Consider the following 18,110-nt stretch of genomic DNA (forward strand, 5'->3'; position numbering starts at 1 on the left):
CCCTCAGGATGAGCCATATTTTCCAAGTTACGTGAAGCCCCCAGAGCGTCGCAGCGGCTTGCCAACGCTCCGGTTTTTGTAGGCGTATTGCCATATTTCGTCGGAAACATGGCTCGGGTTTGATTGTGTGAACTCGTAGATTGTGTCCTCGAAGGGCTCTGCAGCCAGCCATTCTCGAGGGCGCGGCAGGCAGATGCAAGCGAGGCCTTGGCGAAAGGCCCAGAGCGCAAAGCGCACATCCACGAATTTCTGCGAGCTTTCCATCACATCGAAGGGCGGCATGTCCTTGCCGCGCAGAAAAACGGTGCCTGTGCCCAGCTGATCCACACGCAGCGGCTGTTCCACCACGTTCCAGAACGTATGCACACGCCGGTAACGCATGACAGTTTCGGGTGCCAAGGGCGGATACTTCCAGAATTGCAGCCGCTTCACGCCGGGCTTGCGGTAGTAGACCCCGTGATATCCGTAGACGGCCTGCTCCGTGTTGCAATCGGCAATTCGCGCGAGGCTCGTTTCCACGTAATCCGCCGGATAATGCAGATCATCATCGATCAGAACGACCCATTCGGCATCCGAGCTGTCGGGAAAGAACTTGCCCGTGTCCTTCAGATCCTGATCGGGCAGGATCGGCACGAGATTGTCATAGGCCTGGAGATCCTCCGGAACCTCGGTGTACTCATTGAGGACCACATTCAACTGGTCGACCTGCGGTGCAATCTCGGCGACCACGCGCAGCAGAGACTCCGCGCGAGGTGGATAAGTTGCAAGGTTGGCGACGACCCTCATGCGACCTCCCGCTGGTAGCGCGCGATCTCGTCGCCTGTGCCATGCTGGAAGTAGTAATGCGGCGTGTCGAACGGGATGGGCCGCGCTCGTCCGGAGCCCACGGGAAGAAAACAGAATAGGCCTAGTGCTTTTGCGATCTTGAGCCCGGCCTTGCGGGTGATCTTTGTCCGGAACAGACCCACGTTCGCCAATCGGGTCAGCGTGTCTGAGCAGGCCCAGACGAATTTCCATTCCGGCGACAAGTCGCGGTCACGACGCTCCAGTCTCGTCAGGTTGGCCAGAAAGCCCGGCAACGCCGCGCCACGGATCACGAAAAAGGACTGCTGCAAGGGTTGCGGCGTACCGGCGCCGGAGCCGAACATGTGATCCGCGGTCATGGCGTCCTTGCAGGTCTTCCAGAGATCGGCGCCTTGCAGCAGGCAGTCCTGCTCCACATAAACGAAGTAGTCGCAATCGGACGCCATGGCATAGTTGCCAGAGACCAGCACCGAGCGCATCCACCCGCTCCAGCGCCCAACATGATCGGTGGAATGCCGGGCATTGAAGGGCAGTTCGATCCAGCGCACATTCGACCGCTTCTCGGCATCGGGTTTCAGCGGGGCCGCGGAATCCACGACGACGATCTCGGAGGGCGCCATCACCTTGGACACACTGTCCAGCCAAAGCTCGAAAAAGGGGACGGAGCGAATGACGGCATCGCCCAGTTCCTTGCGACCGGGAAACTCCTGCTTGAACTCGCGATCCGAGGACCACCAGCCGCTGCCAACCACGATGCGCGGGCCCGGTTTCAGCGCGGGGTCGCGTATGTCAGTCCCAGCACTCATGCACCCGTCGCCTGCGTTTCCCGAAGAACCCGCGCGATATCGGCCTCGTCGGAATGGTAGTGCACGTTGTCGTAAAACGGTTCGAGCGAAGACTTGAAGATCGACTCCAGCTTGCGCGTGCGGCTTGCGTAGAGGTGGACCTCCCGTCCCAGCAAGGCCGCGCCAATGCCCACATGCAGCCGGTTCGTATGGATCACCTCGAACTCCCCGATCCGGTCGAGGAATGTCTCGATCTCCGTGCGATGCGTGCCTTCGTTGCTGAGGTCGACATTGGAGGCCGGCAGATCGATCTCCAGACGTTCGATATCGGTGCGGAACATGAGCCCCGCCCCCTTGGTTGCCGCCCGGGGTTTGGGGTCCAGGTAGAACGCCATGTCGTGGCAAAAGCGCGCCTCGGGGAGGCCATCAAGGCTTTCCAATTCGTCCCTGCGCCAAAAGATCGTCCGCTCGGGATCCAGTTTGGGCCGGAACGGATAGGAGGACGGCATAACGAACACATTCTCGAACCGAGAGGCCGCGACCGCTATCTCATCCGGCCGGTTATAGAACTCGCGAAAGGCGCCGGACCCGGTCACGATCGCCTTGGGTCGTGATCCGCGCAGCTTGGCCATCAGCCGGTGGCGGAACGTGTTCTTGCGCAATTGACCGATCGGGACCTGCTCGACCGAGATGCCCAGATCCGCGAGAAACGCCGCCTGACCCGCATGGATCAAAGCATCCCCCCAATTGCCCGAATTCACGATCTCGACCACCGTGTCACCACCGACAAACCGGCTCAGGTCGTCTGCCAGATCCTGAAAACAGGGTTGTTGCCGCAAAGACATGGGGGCCGTCTCCGTCAGAAAACGTCGCGTGTCCGGAGAGACCAGCGGCGGGGCGGGAGCCAGCGCAGCAGCGGCGCTTGGCGAAGTGCATCCCGTTGGGTGCCCTCCGCTACGCCTCCACAGGCTCCTGCCGCAGCGAGGATCATCAGTAGACCCGGGCCTTCGGCGCGATTTTCTTGAGGTCGATGCCGCCCTCGTTGTGGCCCAGAAGCGGGTTCAGGTGCACCGGGCGGGTGTCCAACTCCACCTTGCCGTTCACATAGGACAGCGAGTGGACGCGCCAGTTCTCGTCGTCGCGATCCGCGTAATCCTCATGGGCGTGGGCGCCACGGCTCTCCTTGCGGGCCTCGGCGGAGACGATGGTCGCCAGCGCGTTCGGCATCAGGTTGGTGAGCTCCAGCGTCTCCATGAGGTCGGAGTTCCAGACCATCGAGCGGTCGGTGACCTGGATGTCATCGACTTTGCCAGCCACGCCGTACATCTTCTCGACCCCCTCGGCGAGGGTCTTGTCGGTGCGGAAGACGGCCGCGTCGGCCTGCATGGTTTTCTGCATCTCGAGGCGCAGCTCGGCGGTCGAGACCGTGCCCTTGGCGTGACGCAGACCGTCGAAGCGCCCAAGGGCTGCATCCACGGAAGACTGGTTGAGGGTCGGGTTGGCGGAGTTCGGATCCACAACCTGACCCGCCTTGATCGCCGCCGCGCGGCCAAAGACCACGAGGTCGATCAGGGAGTTCGAGCCGAGGCGGTTCGCCCCGTGTACCGAGGCGCAGCCGGCCTCGCCCACGGCCATCAGGCCCGGCGCGATCCGGTCGGGATCCTCAGCCGTCGGGTTGAGCACCTCGCCCCAATAGTTCGTCGGGATACCGCCCATGTTGTAATGCACGGTCGGCAGAACCGGGATCGGCTCCTTGTTCACGTCGACGCCCGCAAAGATCCGCGCGCTTTCGGAGATACCCGGCAGACGCTCGGCCAGGGTATCCGGCGGCAGGTGGTTCAGGTGCAGATGGATATGGTCGCCCTCGGCGCCCACACCACGGCCTTCGCGGATCTCCATGGTCATGCAGCGTGAGACCACATCGCGCGAGGCGAGGTCCTTGTAGGTCGGCGCGTAGCGCTCCATGAAGCGCTCGCCTTCGGAGTTGGTCAGATAGCCACCTTCGCCGCGCGCGCCTTCGGTGATCAGGCAACCGGCGCCGTAAATCCCGGTCGGGTGGAACTGCACGAACTCCATGTCCTGCAGGGGCAGGCCCTGCCGCGCGACCATGCCGCCGCCGTCGCCGGTGCAGGTATGGGCCGAAGTGGCAGAGAAATAGGCACGGCCATAGCCGCCCGTGGCCAGCACGGTCATCTTGGCGTTGAACACGTGGATCGTGCCGTCATCGAGCTTCCAGCAAACCACGCCCTGGCACTGCCCGTCCTCGGACATGATCAGGTCGATGGCGAAATACTCGATGAAGAACTCCGCATTGTTCTTGAGAGATTGGCCATAGAGCGTGTGCAGGATCGCGTGACCGGTACGGTCCGCAGCAGCACAGGTCCGCTGCACGGGGGGGCCTTCCCCGAACTCGGTGGTGTGGCCGCCAAAGGGACGCTGATAGATCTTGCCCTCTTCGGTGCGCGAGAAGGGCACGCCGTAATGCTCCAGCTCATAGACCGCTTTGGGGGCCTCACGAGCGAGGTATTCCATCGCATCCGTGTCGCCGAGCCAGTCGGAGCCCTTGACGGTGTCATACATGTGCCACTGCCAGTGATCCGGGCCCATATTGCTCAGGGATGCAGCGATGCCGCCCTGGGCCGCCACAGTGTGGGAGCGGGTCGGGAACACCTTGGAGATACAGGCCGTGCGCAGGCCCTGCTCGGCCATGCCAAGCGTCGCGCGGAGGCCAGCGCCCCCGGCCCCGACGACCACGACGTCATAGTTATGCGTCTCGTATTCGTATGCAGACATTAGGGTCTCCTCGGGGTCACAGAGCGAGCCGGGCAATGGCGAAGAGGCCAGTAGCCATCGCGCCGTAGCTCACGCATGTCATTGCAATAATCAGGGCCTTCCGGGTCGTGCCCTGGGAATAGTCCTCAATCGCGACCGTCACGCCGTGGCGGAAATGGTCGAAGCCCACCACCAGCATCAGCGCGGTCACGATGGCCGGGAAGGGCCGCGAAAGATAGGCGATCACCTCTTCATAGGGCGCACCGATGATGCTGCCGAAGGTGAAGAGGAAGAGCGGCACGAGGATCACGAGCCCGACAGAGCTCACCTGCATGTGCCAGTGATGTTCGGTTCCGGTCTTGGCAGAGCCCAGCCCAGCAGCGCGTTTGCGGTCGGTCATAAAAGCCATATCAGCCTCCCTCAGAGCGCGATGACAGTGATCAGGGTAAGAACGACGGAGCCGCCGATCACCATGTAGCCCATGGCATAAGCGTCCTTGAGCTCGAACCCGTAGCCCGCATCCCAGACGAGATGTCGAACCCCGGCGAGCGCGTGGTACCAGAGCGCCCAGATCGAGCCGAAGAAGACCAGCTTGCCGAACCAGGAGGTCACGATCCCGTCCACAAAGGCGAAGTATTCAGGCCCTGCGGCCGCCCCGAGCAGCCACCACACACAGAGCAGCGCGCCGACGAGCAGGGCATTGCCCGTGATCCGGGTGAGGATCGATGTGACGGAAGTCATCTCCGGGCGATAGATCTGAATATGCGGGGACAGGGGACGGTTCCCCCGGTTCACGTCAGCCATCACGGCACCTCATGCTTGTCCTGGCGAATGGATCTCTGATCGACATGCATAAAGAGTTTTGTGGCTCTGTCACGGCCTGACACTGTGCCGAGAGGGGTTTCCGGCGCGGTTATTTGGCGCAACCAGAAGGATTCCGGCGATTTGTGATCACGCGCCACAAAAGTGTGATCACATTCAGTGCGCCCGACACAAGCCCCGAACCAGAATCGGTTTTTTCCCGCCTTTTTCGCGGCCTGCGCCAAGTTGTGGTCGGCAGGTTCCATTTTCGTGCTACATTCTGTCGCAGAAAAGATGGGATAAGGAGCCCCTGATGTCGATCACTCGCAGCTTTGCCCTCGCCCTTGTCGGCGCCGCGGCCTTCGCCACGATGACCCCGAGCCTCGCAGTCGCGCAGTCTTACGAGAACCAGCTCAAGGCACGGCAGGGCCAGTTCCGCCTGATAGCCCTGAACATCGGCGTTCTCGGCGGCATGGCACGCGGGAACGTTCCCTATGATGCGGAAATGGCCCAGGCCGCCGCGGACAATCTGGTGGCCGTCGCGTCTCTGCATCAAGGCGCCATGTGGCCCGAAGGCTCCGACAGCATGAGCATTGACGGCACCCGCGCCATGCCATCGATCTGGGAGGATAACGCAGACTTCCTGTCCAAATGGGGCGATGTGGCAACCGCAGCCGCCGGGATCGCGGCGGTGGCGAGCGATGGTCAGGCCGCCCTCGGCCCGGCGCTCGGCCCGCTTGGGGCAACCTGCAAGGCCTGCCATGAAGCCCATCGCGCCCCAGAAAGCTAAGCGTCGATCATGAGACGGCTTTTCTGGATCGCCCTGTTGCTTGTCGCGGCAGGCGTGTCCCTTGGCCTGTTCCTGACCCGCGCGACCCTACTGGATGAGACGGCCATGGCCGGCTTGAGCGGGGATGCGGTCGCCGGAGAGGCCGTCTTTCATGCGGCGGGCTGCGCGTCTTGCCACGCCGCGCCGGGTGCCAAGGGCGAGGATCGTCTGGTCCTCGCCGGGGGGCAGCGTTTCGCCTCGCCCTTCGGGACCTTCATTGCGCCCAACATCTCGACAGATGCGGAGGCGGGGATCGGCGGCTGGTCCGAGACCGAGTTCGCCTCTGCTGTGATGCGGGGCGTGTCCCCGGACGGGATGCACTACTACCCGGCTTTCCCCTACACTGCCTATGCGCTGATGGAGCGGCAGGACGTGGCGGATCTCTGGGCCTATATGACCACCCTGCCCGCCAGTGCGGCGCCCAGCGCGCCCCATGAGCTGGGCTTTCCGTTCAACATCCGGCGCAGCGTGGCGGTGTGGAAGCTGCTGAACGGCCCGTCGGATTGGGTCCAGCCCTCGGACGCGACGGCGCAGGGCCGCTACCTCGTCGAGGCGCTGGCCCATTGCGCCGAATGTCACACGCCGCGCGACAGTCTGGGGCGGTTGGACACGGCGCGCTGGATGGCCGGGGCGCCCAACCCGTCCGGTCAGGGCAAGATCCCCGGGATCACCCCGGCCCAGCTCGACTGGTCCGCTGAGGACATCGCCTATTACCTGGAAACCGGTTTCACCCCGGATTTCGACTCGGCGGGCGGGCATATGGCCTCTGTGATCACAAACATGGCGCAACTGACGGCAGAGGACCGCAACGCCATCGCGGCCTATGTGAAGGCTCTCCCTCCGGTAGAGTAAGCGCGCGGAACAGGCGAAGCTCCGCCAAAAGTTCCGGATGCAGACTTGCGGCGCGGTGCGGCATCCCCATGTGAGGAGGAGGCCCCCCATAGCCGAAGGAATGCACATATGTCTGAGCAAACACCTGACCCCACCAAGACCTCTGCCAACCAGGGCCAAGACCTGATGGCGAAGCTCAAAACCCCGATGACCGTCACACTCCCCACTTGGGCGTTCGGTGCGGCGGGGTTTGTCGGGATCCTGCTGCTGATCGCAGCGCTCGATTGATCTGAACGCCCCGCTCGGCACCCGAGCGGGGCGCTCTGTTCAGAGCGGCATCAGCGCCCAGTAATCGAGGTCGAGCAGAACGCCGGGCAGGTACTTGCCGTTCTCGCCCTTGAGCTCCCCGACCGAGCCGTCCTTGGTCGCCACCAGCCGCAGCCGGATCGCGCCCACACCCGGTGCAGAGGTCTCCGCCTTGTCCAGAACCTCCGACCAGCACTTCACCGTATCCCCGGAGAAGCACGGGTTCGCATGGGCGCCCGCATTGAGGCCCACGACCATCTGCGCATTGGCCAGCCCATTGAAGCTGAGCGTGCGCGCCATGGAGATCACGTGCCCACCATAGATCAGCCGCTGCCCGTCCGGGCGGAAGGTCGCGTCGAAATGCACCTTGGCCGTGTTCTGCCAGAGGCGCGTGGCCTGCATATGCTCGGCCTCTTCGATGGTCACACCATCCACATGGTCGATGATCTCGCCGATCTCGTAATCGCCCCAGCGGTGGGCCTCTCCCGCCAGATCAAAATCATAACCGGTGAAATCGAGCCCCTCGGGGATGACCAGATCCGCCGCCGGAACGGTCTTCGCCAGATCCGGGATCACCGTCTCGGGCGCGGGCGCGTCGAGGTCCTTTTTCCGCACCATCACCCAGCGCACATATTCCAGCACGGTCTCGTCGCGCTGGTTGAGCCCGCGCGTGCGGACATAGACCACGCCGGACTTGCCGTTCGAGTTCTGCTTCAGCCCGATCACCTCGGAGACCGAGCGCAGGGTGTCGCCGGGATAGACCGGCTTCAGGAACCGCCCCTCGCCATAGCCCAGATTGGCCACCGCATTGAGGGAGACATCGGGCACGGTCTTGCCAAAGACGATGTGAAACGCCGCCATGTCATCCAGCGGGCTCGCAGGCAAACCACTCGCCTGGGCGAAGACGTCCGAAGAATAGAGCGCATGCCGCGCCGGGTAGAGCATGTGGTAGAGCGCACGCTCCCCCCCAGAGACCGTCCGCGGCACCGCATGGGTCAGCACCTGACCCAGGGAATAGTCTTCGAAAAAGCGGCCCGCATTGGTTTTGGCCATTATTGGTCTCCTAGTTTCATCTCGGGGCTGTAGGGGGTGTCGACCTCCTTGGTGACCGCCTGACCGCAGCGCATGACGCCATGGGCGGCGTCAAAGGCATAGGTCGGGTCGCCATGGAGCTCCCACCCCTTGGACAGCGCCTCCGAGACCTTGTGACAGAAGGCCGAGGTGTCATCCTCGGTCAGGAAGCGATAGATTTTCATGGGGTCAGGCTCCGAACGGCGACACGCCGAGCCAGGCATGGATGCCCGCGATCAGCACGTAGAGCACCACTGTGATCACAGCGAGGCGGATGGTCGTCTTGGTCCCGGCCTTTTCAGGCGCGGTCCAATCCGGCTCCGCCTTGTTGATCAGGATGACCGAGCCCACGGCCCAACCGAGGATGCTGCCAAAGAGCAGGATCGACGCGAGATCTCCGTTGACCAGCAGATGCGCGAAAGCCCAGATCTTCACCCCAAGAAGCTGCGGATGCCGGGTCCGGTACGCCGGCCAGGCCTTCGCGCCCTTTGCAGCACTCGAGCCGTAGACCCAGAGCGCCAGCAGCATCAGCGCGTTGTTTACATGGGTGAAAATCGCCGGCGGATACCAGACCGAGATGAACTCCGCCCCGCGATAGCCGAGGATCATCAACACCAGTGCTATGGCAATCGCCGCGGCGACCACTCCCTTGCCCATGTCGCCCATGGCGGCACGTTTCTCGGGCATCAGGCGTTTGAAATAATGGGCCCCAGTCCAGAGGACGAGACCGGCGATCAGAAGGACGAAAGACATGGCTTACTCCGCGGCGATGGCTTGGATTGCCTCCGCTTTTGCCAGAAGTTGCCGCGCGGTGGCAACGTGAAGGTTCTCCACGATCTTGCCATCGACCACGGCGACGCCCTGCCCGCTGGCTTCGGCCTCTTCAAAGGCGATGATCTGCCGATTGGCGAGGTCCAGCTCCGCCTCTGACGGGGCAAACGCGCTGTTCGCAACGGCGATCTGCGCCGGGTGGATCAGGGTCTTGCCATCAAAGCCCATATCGCGCCCTTGGTCGCATTCCGCCTTGAGCCCCTCTTCATCCTTGAAGGCATTATAGACGCCATCCACAGCCACCAGCCCGTAAGCCCGCGCCGCCAGAAGGCAGAGGCCCAGACCCGTCTGCATCGGCAGGCGGTCGGCGCGGAAGCGGCTGTCGAGCTCTTTGGCCAAATCATTGGTGCCCATCACGAAGCCCGCCATGCGCGGCGCCGCAGCGATCTCGGCCGCATTCAGCATCCCTAGCGGGGTCTCCATCATGGTCCAGATCGTGGTCTCGGCCGTCTCGGGACGGGCGTCGAGCTTGGCAGCGAGCGCTTCGACATCGGCTGCCGAATTCACCTTGGGCAGGAGCACAGCCTCGGGCTTCGCAGCGGCCACCACATCCAGATCCGCTTGCCCCCACTCCGTGTCAAACCCGTTCAAACGCACGATTTTTGCCCGCGCACCGTAGTCTTTCTCGGCCAGCGTCTCGGCGAGCAGATGGCGCGCATTCTCCTTTTCCTCGACGGCCACAGCATCCTCGAGATCGAAGATGATGGCGTCCACGGGCAGGGTCTGGGCCTTTTCGAGCGCGCGCGCCTTGGAGGCGGGGATGTACAGAACGGAACGGTAAGGGCGCGCACGGTGATCCATGATTCTCTCCAAAGACAAACTTCGCGGAAAGAACCCCAGAGCGAGAAATTTTGCAAGAAAGTTTCTTCTGCGCCGCAGAAATGCAGAAAGGTCAACAACTTGGACATAATTGCTGCAGGTGCGAAAAGGTCGCACGCTGCATTAACACATTTTGAGGTATTCTATGGGCACGATAGCTCTATGCGTCGGACTTAGGAGGGATGCGCGATCCGGCCCGGATCGCACGATACAAGCGGGTAGTCCGGCATGGCTTAACCAACGAAAGCGGTTCTCGGGATCTCCCGAGGAGTGCAAGGAAAGGTAGACCCATGAAGACCCAACTGAAGACGCTGTCCCTTGGCCTGATGACGACCCTGGTGTTCACCGGCGCGGCTTTGGCACAATCCTCCCCCTCCCCCTGCGCGGAACGGGACAAGGTGGTAAGCCGCCTGACCTCCAATTACGGCGAAACGGTTCGGAGCATGGGGCTCGGTGCCAATAATGGCGTGATGGAGGTGTTTGCCTCCGACGAGACCGGCACCTGGACGATCACGGTGACAATGCCAAACGGCCAGACCTGTCTCATCGCCTCCGGTCAGGCCTTTGAGGGCGCGGCCGTGATGGACAAGATCGCCCCCGGCGACGACGTCTGATCTTGCTTCCGCGCCGCGTTTCAACCGCGCGCGCACGGCAAATCGCCCCCCAGATCCCTCATTTCCCTTCCGCGCAGCCCTGATTTCGGGGCGCGCGCCCCCTCTACAGGGGCGCTGATCCCACCGCAGCCCCGACGGGAATCGCCCATTTCGGCCTGTTTTCAGGACCAATCCTCCGATTTGTATGCAACGGCACACCGAATGCGCGATGGGTCGCACCCGCGGCCCTCGCGAGATAATCACCAGTTTTCCAACTCTTAGCCATACCTGCCGAAGTCGCGGCAGCCTTGGGGCGTTCCGCCGCGCGGCACTTCCCTTGTAAGGCCATGCTGCAGCCGCTAGGCACGCTGCGAAGATCAACGAAAGCCGGAGACTTATCCATGGCCCGACCCAAGATCGCCCTCATCGGCGCTGGTCAGATCGGTGGCACCCTTGCCCACCTCGTCGCACTCAAGGAACTCGGGGACGTCGTTCTGTTCGACATCTCGGATGGCATCCCGCAGGGCAAGGCGCTCGACATCGCCGAGAGCGGTCCGGTCGAAGGCTTCGACGCCGCATTGAAAGGGACCACGGATTACGCGGATATCGCGGGCGCCGATGTCTGCATCGTCACCGCCGGTGTGCCGCGCAAGCCGGGCATGTCCCGCGACGACCTGCTGGGCATCAACCTCAAGGTCATGAAGTCGGTCGGCGAAGGCATCGCCGCCAACGCTCCCGACGCTTTCGTCATCTGCATCACCAACCCGCTCGACGCGATGGTCTGGGCGCTGCAGCAGTTCTCCGGCCTGCCGAAAGAGAAAGTCGTCGGCATGGCGGGTGTTCTGGACGCCGCGCGCTTCCGTCACTTCCTGTCCGTGGAGTTCGACGTCTCCATGAAAGACGTCACCGCCTTCGTGCTGGGGGGCCATGGCGACACGATGGTGCCGCTGACCCGCTACTCCACCGTGGCCGGCATCCCGCTCCCGGATCTGGTGAGCATGGGCTGGACCAGCCAGGAGAAGCTCGACGCGATCGTGCAGCGCACCCGGGATGGCGGCGCCGAGATCGTTGGGCTGCTGAAAACCGGTTCGGCCTTCTACGCGCCCGCCGCCTCCGCGGTGGAGATGGCGGAAGCCTATCTCAAGGACCAGAAACGCCTCCTGCCCTGCGCGGCCTATTGCGATGGCGAGTTCGGCCTCGAAAAGATGTATGTGGGCGTACCCACCGTGATCGGCGCCAATGGCATCGAGAAGGTCGTGGACATCAAGCTCAGCAAGGACGAGCAGGCGATGTTCGACAACTCCGTCAACGCCGTCAAAGGCCTGATGGAAGCCTGCAAGGGCATCGACGACAGCCTGTCCTGATCGCGCAGAGCACCTCAAGAAATCCGGCGACGCATGGCAGCATGCGTCGCTTTTTTTGTGCCCCATGGGTACCGCGCGCTTCGCGTTGAGACCCCGGTTTCGAATCGCTTGCTGCTTACCAAGTTCCTAATGGTTTTGGATTTGTGATCACACTTTTTCGGGGTGTGATCACAAATGTCGAAAAAAGACCCTGTGCGGCGAATTGGCGTTTTGCGGCCCTTCCTGCCTGTGTAACACCCGAAGAAATACAAGCAGAACGGGACAGTTTCATGAACATTCATGAGTACCAGGCGAAAGCCCTCCTTCGCAGCTACGGCGCTCCGGTGTCGGATGGTCGTGTGGTCTTGAAGGCAGAGGATGCCAAAACGGCCGCGGGCGAGATGGACGGGCCGCTTTGGGTGGTCAAGGCGCAGATCCACGCCGGGGGCCGCGGAAAAGGGTCCTTCAAAGAAGCAGATGCGGGCGAAAAGGGCGGTGTCCGTCTCGCCAAGTCGGTCGAAGAGGCCGCCGATGAAGCCAAGAAGATGCTGGGCCGCACGCTTGTGACCCACCAGACCGGCCCGGTCGGCAAAACCGTCAACCGGATCTACATCGAAGACGGCTCCGGCATCGAGACCGAGCTCTATCTCGCGCTGCTCGTGGATCGTGGAACCTCGCGGATCTCCTTCGTCTGCTCCACCGAGGGCGGCATGGATATCGAGGAAGTGGCGGCCTCCACCCCGGAAAAGATCCTCTCCTTTGCAGTGGACCCGGCAACCGGTTATCAGGCCTATCATGGCCGCCGCATCGCCTTTGCCCTCGGCCTCACCGGCGCGCAGGTCAAGCAATGCGTCAAGCTGATGAGCCAGCTCTACACCTGCTTTGTCGAGAAAGACATGGAGATGCTGGAGATCAACCCGCTGATCGTGACCGATGGCGGTGATCTGAAGTGCCTCGATGCCAAGATGGGCTTTGACGGGAACGCGGTCTACCGCCACCCGGACATCGCCGAGCTGCGTGACGAGACCGAGGAAGACCCCAAGGAACTCGCGGCCTCTAAATATGACCTGAACTACATCGCGCTGGACGGCGAAATCGGGTGCATGGTGAACGGCGCAGGCCTCGCCATGGCGACCATGGACATCATCAAGCTCTACGGCTCCGAGCCGGCGAACTTCCTCGATGTGGGCGGCGGCGCCACCAAGGAGAAGGTGACCGAAGCCTTCAAGATCATCACCTCTGACCCGAACGTCAAAGGCATCCTCGTGAACATCTTCGGCGGCATCATGCGCTGCGATGTGATCGCCGAGGGAGTGGTTGCCGCGGTCAAGGAAGTGGGCCTGCAAGTGCCCCTGGTTGTCCGTCTCGAGGGGACGAATGTCGAACGGGGCAAGGAGATCATTAACACCTCCGGCCTTAACGTCATCGCCGCCGAGAACCTCAAGGACGGCGCAGAAAAGATCGTGGCAGCCGTCAAGGGCTGACCCAATATCCGCCGCGCGCCTTTCGGGGCGCGTGGCACCCAAGCTGCGAGACGGACCACGTCCGATGATGATCGACGCCACTGATATGCACGCCCCTGCCCGCGCATCCCGCTTGTTGAGCGGTTGCGCGTTGGACAGAGCGACCGATCATGAAAGCGGGCCGCGCGTGATCGCGGGTTGCCCGGGCGCTGTCTCGCTTGGCCCTGCGGGGGCCCGCCCATGAGCGCGTCCTATCTCTTTCCCCTCTCCGCCCTGATTTCCGGCGTGATCTTCGCCGCCCCGCAAATCCCCGCGCGGACCCTCACCTTTGAGGACGCAGCTAGGATCAACCTGCAGGAAGCGGCCGAGATCTGCTTTGCGCCCGCAGCCAGCAATGACGCGATTGTCGCGGAATTCCGGGCAGCCGGCTATGCCGAGACCGTGCGCAGCGACGCGCGCAACACCGGCAAGACCTATACGTTCCGGGCCCCCTCCGAGACCGTCGTGGCCGAGGTCTATTCCGGCGAGCGACCGGACCGCTGCGCCGTGGCGACACGCGCCGTCGGTGTGCAGGAAGCCTCCGCCATTCTCGACCAGATCGTTCCCGATTTTTATCCCGAATTCATCCGCAAGGTGAACCGCGGCGGCCTCTCCCCGGTCACCGGCGAGCAAATCACCTGCGTGAATTTCGAGGATCCCGACAATCCGATCGGGCGCTATTTCAGCACCCGCAGCGCTCAGACCGATGCCTGTGTCGATGACGGCACGAGCATCCTGTTTTCCGCCTATCGCCAATGAGGAGCCGCCCATGACCCGCCGCCTCTCATGGCCCCGCGCATCTCAGGCTCTCTCCCGGAGCCAGACCCGCACGATCACGCGACACATGATGTCGCGACCAATGACATAAACGACCCGAAGGACACCCAATGGCCGTACTTATCGACGAAAACACCAAAGTCATTTGCCAGGGCTTCACCGGCAGCCAAGGCACCTTCCATTCCGAGCAGGCCATTGCCTATGGGACGAAGATGGTCGGTGGCGTCACGCCCGGCAAAGGCGGGATGACTCATCTGGACCTGCCCGTGTTCAACTCGGTCCACGAGGCCAAGCATGTGACCGAGGCCAATGCGACCGTGATCTACGTGCCGCCGCCCTTCGCCGCGGATTCGATCCTCGAGGCCATTGATGCCGAGATGGAAGTGATCGTCTGCATCACCGAAGGCATCCCGGTGCTCGACATGATGAAGGTCAAGCGCGCACTTGAGGGGTCCTCCTCGCGTCTGATCGGCCCGAACTGCCCCGGCGTGATCACGCCCGATGCCTGCAAGATCGGCATCATGCCCGGCCATATCCACAAGCGCGGCTCCGTGGGCGTTGTGTCCCGTTCCGGCACCCTGACCTATGAGGCGGTCAAGCAGACCACCGATGTGGGCCTCGGCCAGTCCACCTGTGTTGGCATCGGCGGTGACCCGATCAAAGGCACCGAGCATCTGGACGTGCTCGAGTGGTTCCTGGCCGATGACGAAACCACTTCGATCATCATGATCGGCGAGATCGGTGGCTCCGCCGAAGAAGAAGCCGCCCAGTTCCTTGCCGACGAGAAGAAGAAGGGCCGCTGGAAGCCGACCGCTGGCTTCATCGCGGGCCGCACCGCCCCTCCGGGCCGTCGCATGGGCCATGCCGGTGCGATCGTCGCGGGCGGCAAAGGTGGCGCTGAAGACAAGATCGAAGCCATGCAGAGCGCAGGCATCGTGGTGGCCGAAAGCCCCGCGGGCCTGGGCGAAGCCGTTCTCAAGGCCATCGAGAACGGCTGATACAGCAAGTTCAGGTCCCGGCGGAGCGCCGCAGAGCGCGCCGGGGCCTGCACCGTCCAACACTCTTCGAGGGGGGATCCCATGACCGACCAAAGCCCGAACGATGTTTTTCATGCCTCCTCGTTTATGCAGGGGCATAATGCCGAGTATCTCGAGCAGCTCTATGCGCAATATGCCAACGACCCCAATGCGGTTGATGCGGCCTGGGCCGAGTTCTTTCGCGCCCTCGGGGACGCCGAAATGGACGTCAAAGCCGAAGCGGCAGGCCCGTCCTGGTCACGAGGCGACTGGCCGCCCGCGCCGAGCGACGACCTGACCGGTGCGCTGACTGGCGAATGGCCCGCCCCGGCGCCGACCGAAGCGAAAGCCGCCGGCAAGAAAATCGCAGCGAAAGCCGCCGAGAAGGGCGTTGAGGTCACCGATGACCAGATCAAGCGCGCCGTGCTCGACAGTATCCGCGCCCTGATGATCATCCGCGCCTACCGGATCCGGGGCCACCTCGTGGCCGATCTCGATCCGCTGAAGATGCGCAACCAGACGCCCCATCCGGAGCTTGATCCCAAGACCTACGGCTTTGCCGAGGCGGATATGGATCGCCCGATCTTCATCGATAACGTTCTGGGTCTGCAGATCGCCTCCATGCGCCAGATCATCGAGATCGTGAAGCGCACCTATTGCGGCACCTTCGCCCTGCAATACATGCACATCTCCAACCCCGAAGAGGCCGCCTTCCTGAAAGAGCGGATCGAGGGTCTGGGCAAAGAGGTGCAGTTCACCCGCGAGGGCCGGAAGGCCATCCTGAACAAGCTGGTGGAGGCCGAGGGCTTCGAGAAGTTCCTCCATGTGAAATACATGGGCACCAAGCGCTTCGGTCTCGACGGCGGGGAATCCCTCGTCCCCGCCATGGAGCAGATCATCAAGCGCGGCGGCAATCTGGGCGTCAAGGAGATCATCATCGGCATGCCCCACCGGGGCCGTCTGTCGGTGCTGGCCAATGTGATGTCCAAGCCCTATCGCGCGATCTTCAACGAGTTCCAGGGCGGCTCGTTCAAGCCTGAGGATGTGGATGGCTCCGGCGATGTGAAATACCATCTCGGCGCCTCTGCGGACCGGGAGTTTGACGGCAATTCCGTGCACCTGTCGCTGACTGCGAACCCGTCGCATCTCGAGGCGGTGAACCCGGTTGTGCTCGGCAAGGCGCGGGCAAAGCAGGACCAGCTCAATGATGAAGAGCGGATCGCCTGTCTGCCGATCCTGCTGCACGGGGATGCGGCTTTTGCCGGACAGGGTGTCGTGGCCGAATGCTTCGCGCTCTCGGGCCTGCGCGGTCACAAGACCGGCGGCACGATCCATATCGTTGTGAACAACCAGATCGGCTTTACGACCGCGCCGCATTTCAGCCGCTCCAGCCCCTATCCCACGGATAACGCGCTGGTGGTCGAGGCCCCGATTTTCCACGTGAATGGCGACGACCCGGAGGCCGTGGTCCATGCCGCCAAGGTGGCCACCGAGTTCCGGCAGAAGTTCCACAAGGACGTGGTTCTCGACATCTTCTGCTACCGCCGCTTCGGGCATAACGAGGGCGACGAGCCCATGTTCACCAACCCGATCATGTACAAGGCGATCAAGAAGCAGAAGACCACGCTGCAGCTCTATACCGAGCGGCTGGTCAAGGACGGTCTGATCCCCGAGGGCGAGATCGAGGACATGAAGGCCTCGTTCCAGGCCCATCTGAACGAAGAGTTCGAGATCGGCAAAGACTACAAGCCGAACAAGGCCGATTGGCTGGATGGGCGCTGGTCCCACCTGCAAACGGATAAAGAGGATTACCAACGCGGTCAGACCGCCATCAAGCCCGAGACCATGGCCGAGGTCGGGGCCGCGCTTTGCCGCGCGCCCGATGGCTTCCCGATGCACAAGACTGTCGGGCGGCTTCTGGAAACCAAGTCCAAGATGTTCGAGAGTGGCGCCGGGTTCGACTGGGCCACGGCCGAGGCGCTGGCCTTTGGCTCGCTCCTGACCGAGGGCTATCCGGTGCGTCTCGCCGGGCAGGACTCGACCCGCGGGACCTTCTCCCAGCGGCATTCGGGTCTGGTGAACCAGGACACGGAAGAGCGCTACTATCCGCTCAACAACATTCGCGAGGGTCAGGCACGCTACGAGGTGATCGATAGTGCGCTCAGCGAGTATGCGGTGCTCGGGTTCGAGTATGGCTACTCGCTCGCCGAGCCGAACGCGCTGACTATGTGGGAAGCTCAGTTCGGCGACTTCGCCAATGGCGCGCAGATCATGTTCGACCAGTTCATCAGCTCTGGTGAGCGGAAATGGCTGCGCATGTCCGGTCTCGTTATGCTGCTGCCCCACGGGTTCGAGGGTCAGGGACCCGAGCACTCCTCCGCACGGCTGGAGCGGTTCTTGCAGCTTTCGGCAGAAGACAACTGGATCGTTGCGAACTGCACGACCCCGGCGAACTACTTCCACATTCTGCGTCGCCAGCTGCACCGGACGTTCCGGAAGCCGCTGGTCCTGATGACGCCGAAATCGCTGCTGCGCCACAAACTGGCCGTATCGACGGCGGCGGAGTTCACCACCGGGTCGAGCTTCCACCGGGTGCTCTGGGATGACGCCCAACAGGGCAATTCCGATACGCAACTGGTGAGCGATGACAAGATCAAGCGGGTCGTGATCTGCTCGGGCAAGGTCTATTACGACCTGCTGGAAGAGCGCGACGCGCGCGGGATCGAGGATGTCTACCTGCTGCGTCTGGAGCAGTTCTATCCCTTCCCGGCGCTGGCCATGATGAAGGAGCTCGAGCGGTTCAAAGGCGCCGAGATCGTCTGGTGTCAGGAAGAACCCAAGAACCAGGGTGGCTGGACCTTTGTCGAGCCGAATATCGAATGGGTCCTGAGCCGCATCGGCGCCAAGCATAGCCGCCCGGTCTATGCCGGACGCGCGTCCTCCGCGTCGCCGGCCACCGGTCTCGCCAGCATGCACAAAGCACAACAAGCCGCGCTCGTGAATGAAGCGCTTACGATTGAGGGATAAGAA

General features: G+C 62.8%; 20 protein-coding genes. 9 read left to right on the top strand and 11 right to left on the bottom strand.

Annotated elements, in window-relative coordinates; translation table 11 throughout:
* Positions 1-27: 27 nt before the first annotated feature.
* The 7 genes from ACP153_RS03520 to ACP153_RS03550 all read right to left on the bottom strand — a co-directional run bounded on the left by ACP153_RS03520 (position 28) and on the right by ACP153_RS03550 (position 5,428).
* The gene (locus ACP153_RS03520) at positions 28-786 is read right to left on the bottom strand and encodes a hypothetical protein (RefSeq protein WP_424969583.1); all 759 of its coding nucleotides are present in this window, start codon (positions 784-786) and stop codon (positions 28-30) included.
* On the bottom strand, positions 783-1,610 hold the full coding sequence (locus ACP153_RS03525) for a hypothetical protein (RefSeq protein ID WP_424969584.1): 828 nt from the start codon (positions 1,608-1,610) through the stop codon (positions 783-785). The genes ACP153_RS03520 and ACP153_RS03525 overlap by 4 nt, the downstream gene beginning before the upstream one ends.
* Positions 1,607-2,434 carry a polysaccharide pyruvyl transferase family protein gene (locus ACP153_RS03530; protein ID WP_424969585.1) on the bottom strand — a complete coding sequence of 276 codons (828 nt, stop codon included), beginning with the start codon at positions 2,432-2,434 and terminating at the stop codon, positions 1,607-1,609. The genes ACP153_RS03525 and ACP153_RS03530 overlap by 4 nt, the downstream gene beginning before the upstream one ends.
* 145 nt (positions 2,435-2,579) lie before the next feature.
* Positions 2,580-4,382, bottom strand: coding sequence for a succinate dehydrogenase flavoprotein subunit (gene sdhA / locus ACP153_RS03535; protein ID WP_424969586.1), 1,803 nt, complete (start codon positions 4,380-4,382; stop codon positions 2,580-2,582).
* A gap of 16 nt (positions 4,383-4,398) precedes the next feature.
* On the bottom strand, positions 4,399-4,770 hold the full coding sequence (gene sdhD / locus ACP153_RS03540; RefSeq protein ID WP_424969587.1) for a succinate dehydrogenase, hydrophobic membrane anchor protein: 372 nt from the start codon (positions 4,768-4,770) through the stop codon (positions 4,399-4,401).
* An 11-nt stretch (positions 4,771-4,781) separates the two neighbouring features.
* Positions 4,782-5,165 (bottom strand): succinate dehydrogenase, cytochrome b556 subunit, encoded by a 384-nt coding sequence (sdhC, locus tag ACP153_RS03545; RefSeq protein WP_424969588.1) that lies wholly within the window; start codon positions 5,163-5,165, stop codon positions 4,782-4,784.
* On the bottom strand, positions 5,165-5,428 hold the full coding sequence (locus tag ACP153_RS03550) for a hypothetical protein (RefSeq protein ID WP_424969589.1): 264 nt from the start codon (positions 5,426-5,428) through the stop codon (positions 5,165-5,167). Before ACP153_RS03550 ends, sdhC begins: the two co-directional genes overlap by 1 nt.
* 47 nt (positions 5,429-5,475) lie before the next feature.
* On the opposite strand from ACP153_RS03550, the gene ACP153_RS03555 reads away from it, so the two are divergent.
* From ACP153_RS03555 to ACP153_RS03565, 3 genes are all read left to right on the top strand, one after another.
* The gene (locus tag ACP153_RS03555; RefSeq protein WP_424969590.1) at positions 5,476-5,952 is read left to right on the top strand and encodes a c-type cytochrome; all 477 of its coding nucleotides are present in this window, start codon (positions 5,476-5,478) and stop codon (positions 5,950-5,952) included.
* A 9-nt stretch (positions 5,953-5,961) separates the two neighbouring features.
* A complete protein-coding gene (locus ACP153_RS03560) occupies positions 5,962-6,843 on the top strand; it encodes a c-type cytochrome (protein ID WP_424969591.1) in 882 nt (293 codons plus the stop codon).
* A 108-nt stretch (positions 6,844-6,951) separates the two neighbouring features.
* Positions 6,952-7,110 (top strand): hypothetical protein, encoded by a 159-nt coding sequence (locus ACP153_RS03565; RefSeq protein WP_424969592.1) that lies wholly within the window; start codon positions 6,952-6,954, stop codon positions 7,108-7,110.
* A 39-nt stretch (positions 7,111-7,149) separates the two neighbouring features.
* On the opposite strand, the gene ACP153_RS03570 is transcribed toward ACP153_RS03565, so the two are convergent.
* Genes ACP153_RS03570 through ACP153_RS03585 form a run of 4 tightly spaced genes read right to left on the bottom strand, consistent with a single transcriptional unit; the run spans position 7,150 to position 9,831 of the window.
* A complete protein-coding gene (locus ACP153_RS03570) occupies positions 7,150-8,181 on the bottom strand; it encodes a MaoC family dehydratase (protein WP_424969593.1) in 1,032 nt (343 codons plus the stop codon).
* Positions 8,181-8,384, bottom strand: a complete 204-nt coding sequence (locus ACP153_RS03575) for a DUF1737 domain-containing protein (protein WP_424969594.1) — start codon at positions 8,382-8,384, stop codon at positions 8,181-8,183. Before ACP153_RS03575 ends, ACP153_RS03570 begins: the two co-directional genes overlap by 1 nt.
* Before the next feature lie 4 nt (positions 8,385-8,388).
* Positions 8,389-8,952, bottom strand: coding sequence for an NnrU family protein (locus tag ACP153_RS03580; RefSeq protein WP_424969595.1), 564 nt, complete (start codon positions 8,950-8,952; stop codon positions 8,389-8,391).
* A 3-nt stretch (positions 8,953-8,955) separates the two neighbouring features.
* A complete protein-coding gene (locus ACP153_RS03585; RefSeq protein ID WP_424969596.1) occupies positions 8,956-9,831 on the bottom strand; it encodes an HpcH/HpaI aldolase/citrate lyase family protein in 876 nt (291 codons plus the stop codon).
* Positions 9,832-10,139: 308 nt separating this feature from the next.
* On the opposite strand from ACP153_RS03585, the gene ACP153_RS03590 reads away from it, so the two are divergent.
* The 6 genes from ACP153_RS03590 (at position 10,140) to ACP153_RS03615 (ending at position 18,107) form a co-directional block, all read left to right on the top strand.
* Positions 10,140-10,463 (top strand): hypothetical protein, encoded by a 324-nt coding sequence (locus ACP153_RS03590; protein ID WP_424969597.1) that lies wholly within the window; start codon positions 10,140-10,142, stop codon positions 10,461-10,463.
* 380 nt (positions 10,464-10,843) lie between these two features.
* On the top strand, positions 10,844-11,806 hold the full coding sequence (mdh, locus tag ACP153_RS03595) for a malate dehydrogenase (RefSeq protein ID WP_424969598.1): 963 nt from the start codon (positions 10,844-10,846) through the stop codon (positions 11,804-11,806).
* A gap of 269 nt (positions 11,807-12,075) precedes the next feature.
* Positions 12,076-13,269 carry an ADP-forming succinate--CoA ligase subunit beta gene (gene sucC, locus ACP153_RS03600; protein ID WP_424969599.1) on the top strand — a complete coding sequence of 398 codons (1,194 nt, stop codon included), beginning with the start codon at positions 12,076-12,078 and terminating at the stop codon, positions 13,267-13,269.
* Positions 13,270-13,488: 219 nt separating this feature from the next.
* Positions 13,489-14,046 (top strand): hypothetical protein, encoded by a 558-nt coding sequence (locus ACP153_RS03605; RefSeq protein ID WP_424969600.1) that lies wholly within the window; start codon positions 13,489-13,491, stop codon positions 14,044-14,046.
* A gap of 128 nt (positions 14,047-14,174) precedes the next feature.
* Entirely contained in the window at positions 14,175-15,062 is an 888-nt protein-coding gene (gene sucD / locus ACP153_RS03610; RefSeq protein WP_424969601.1) for a succinate--CoA ligase subunit alpha, read from the top strand.
* A gap of 81 nt (positions 15,063-15,143) precedes the next feature.
* Positions 15,144-18,107, top strand: a complete 2,964-nt coding sequence (locus ACP153_RS03615; RefSeq protein ID WP_424969602.1) for a 2-oxoglutarate dehydrogenase E1 component — start codon at positions 15,144-15,146, stop codon at positions 18,105-18,107.
* Positions 18,108-18,110: the final 3 nt, after the last annotated feature.

This window comes from Dinoroseobacter sp. S76, from assembly GCF_049801095.1.
Classification (GTDB): Bacteria; Pseudomonadota; Alphaproteobacteria; order Rhodobacterales; family Rhodobacteraceae; genus Dinoroseobacter.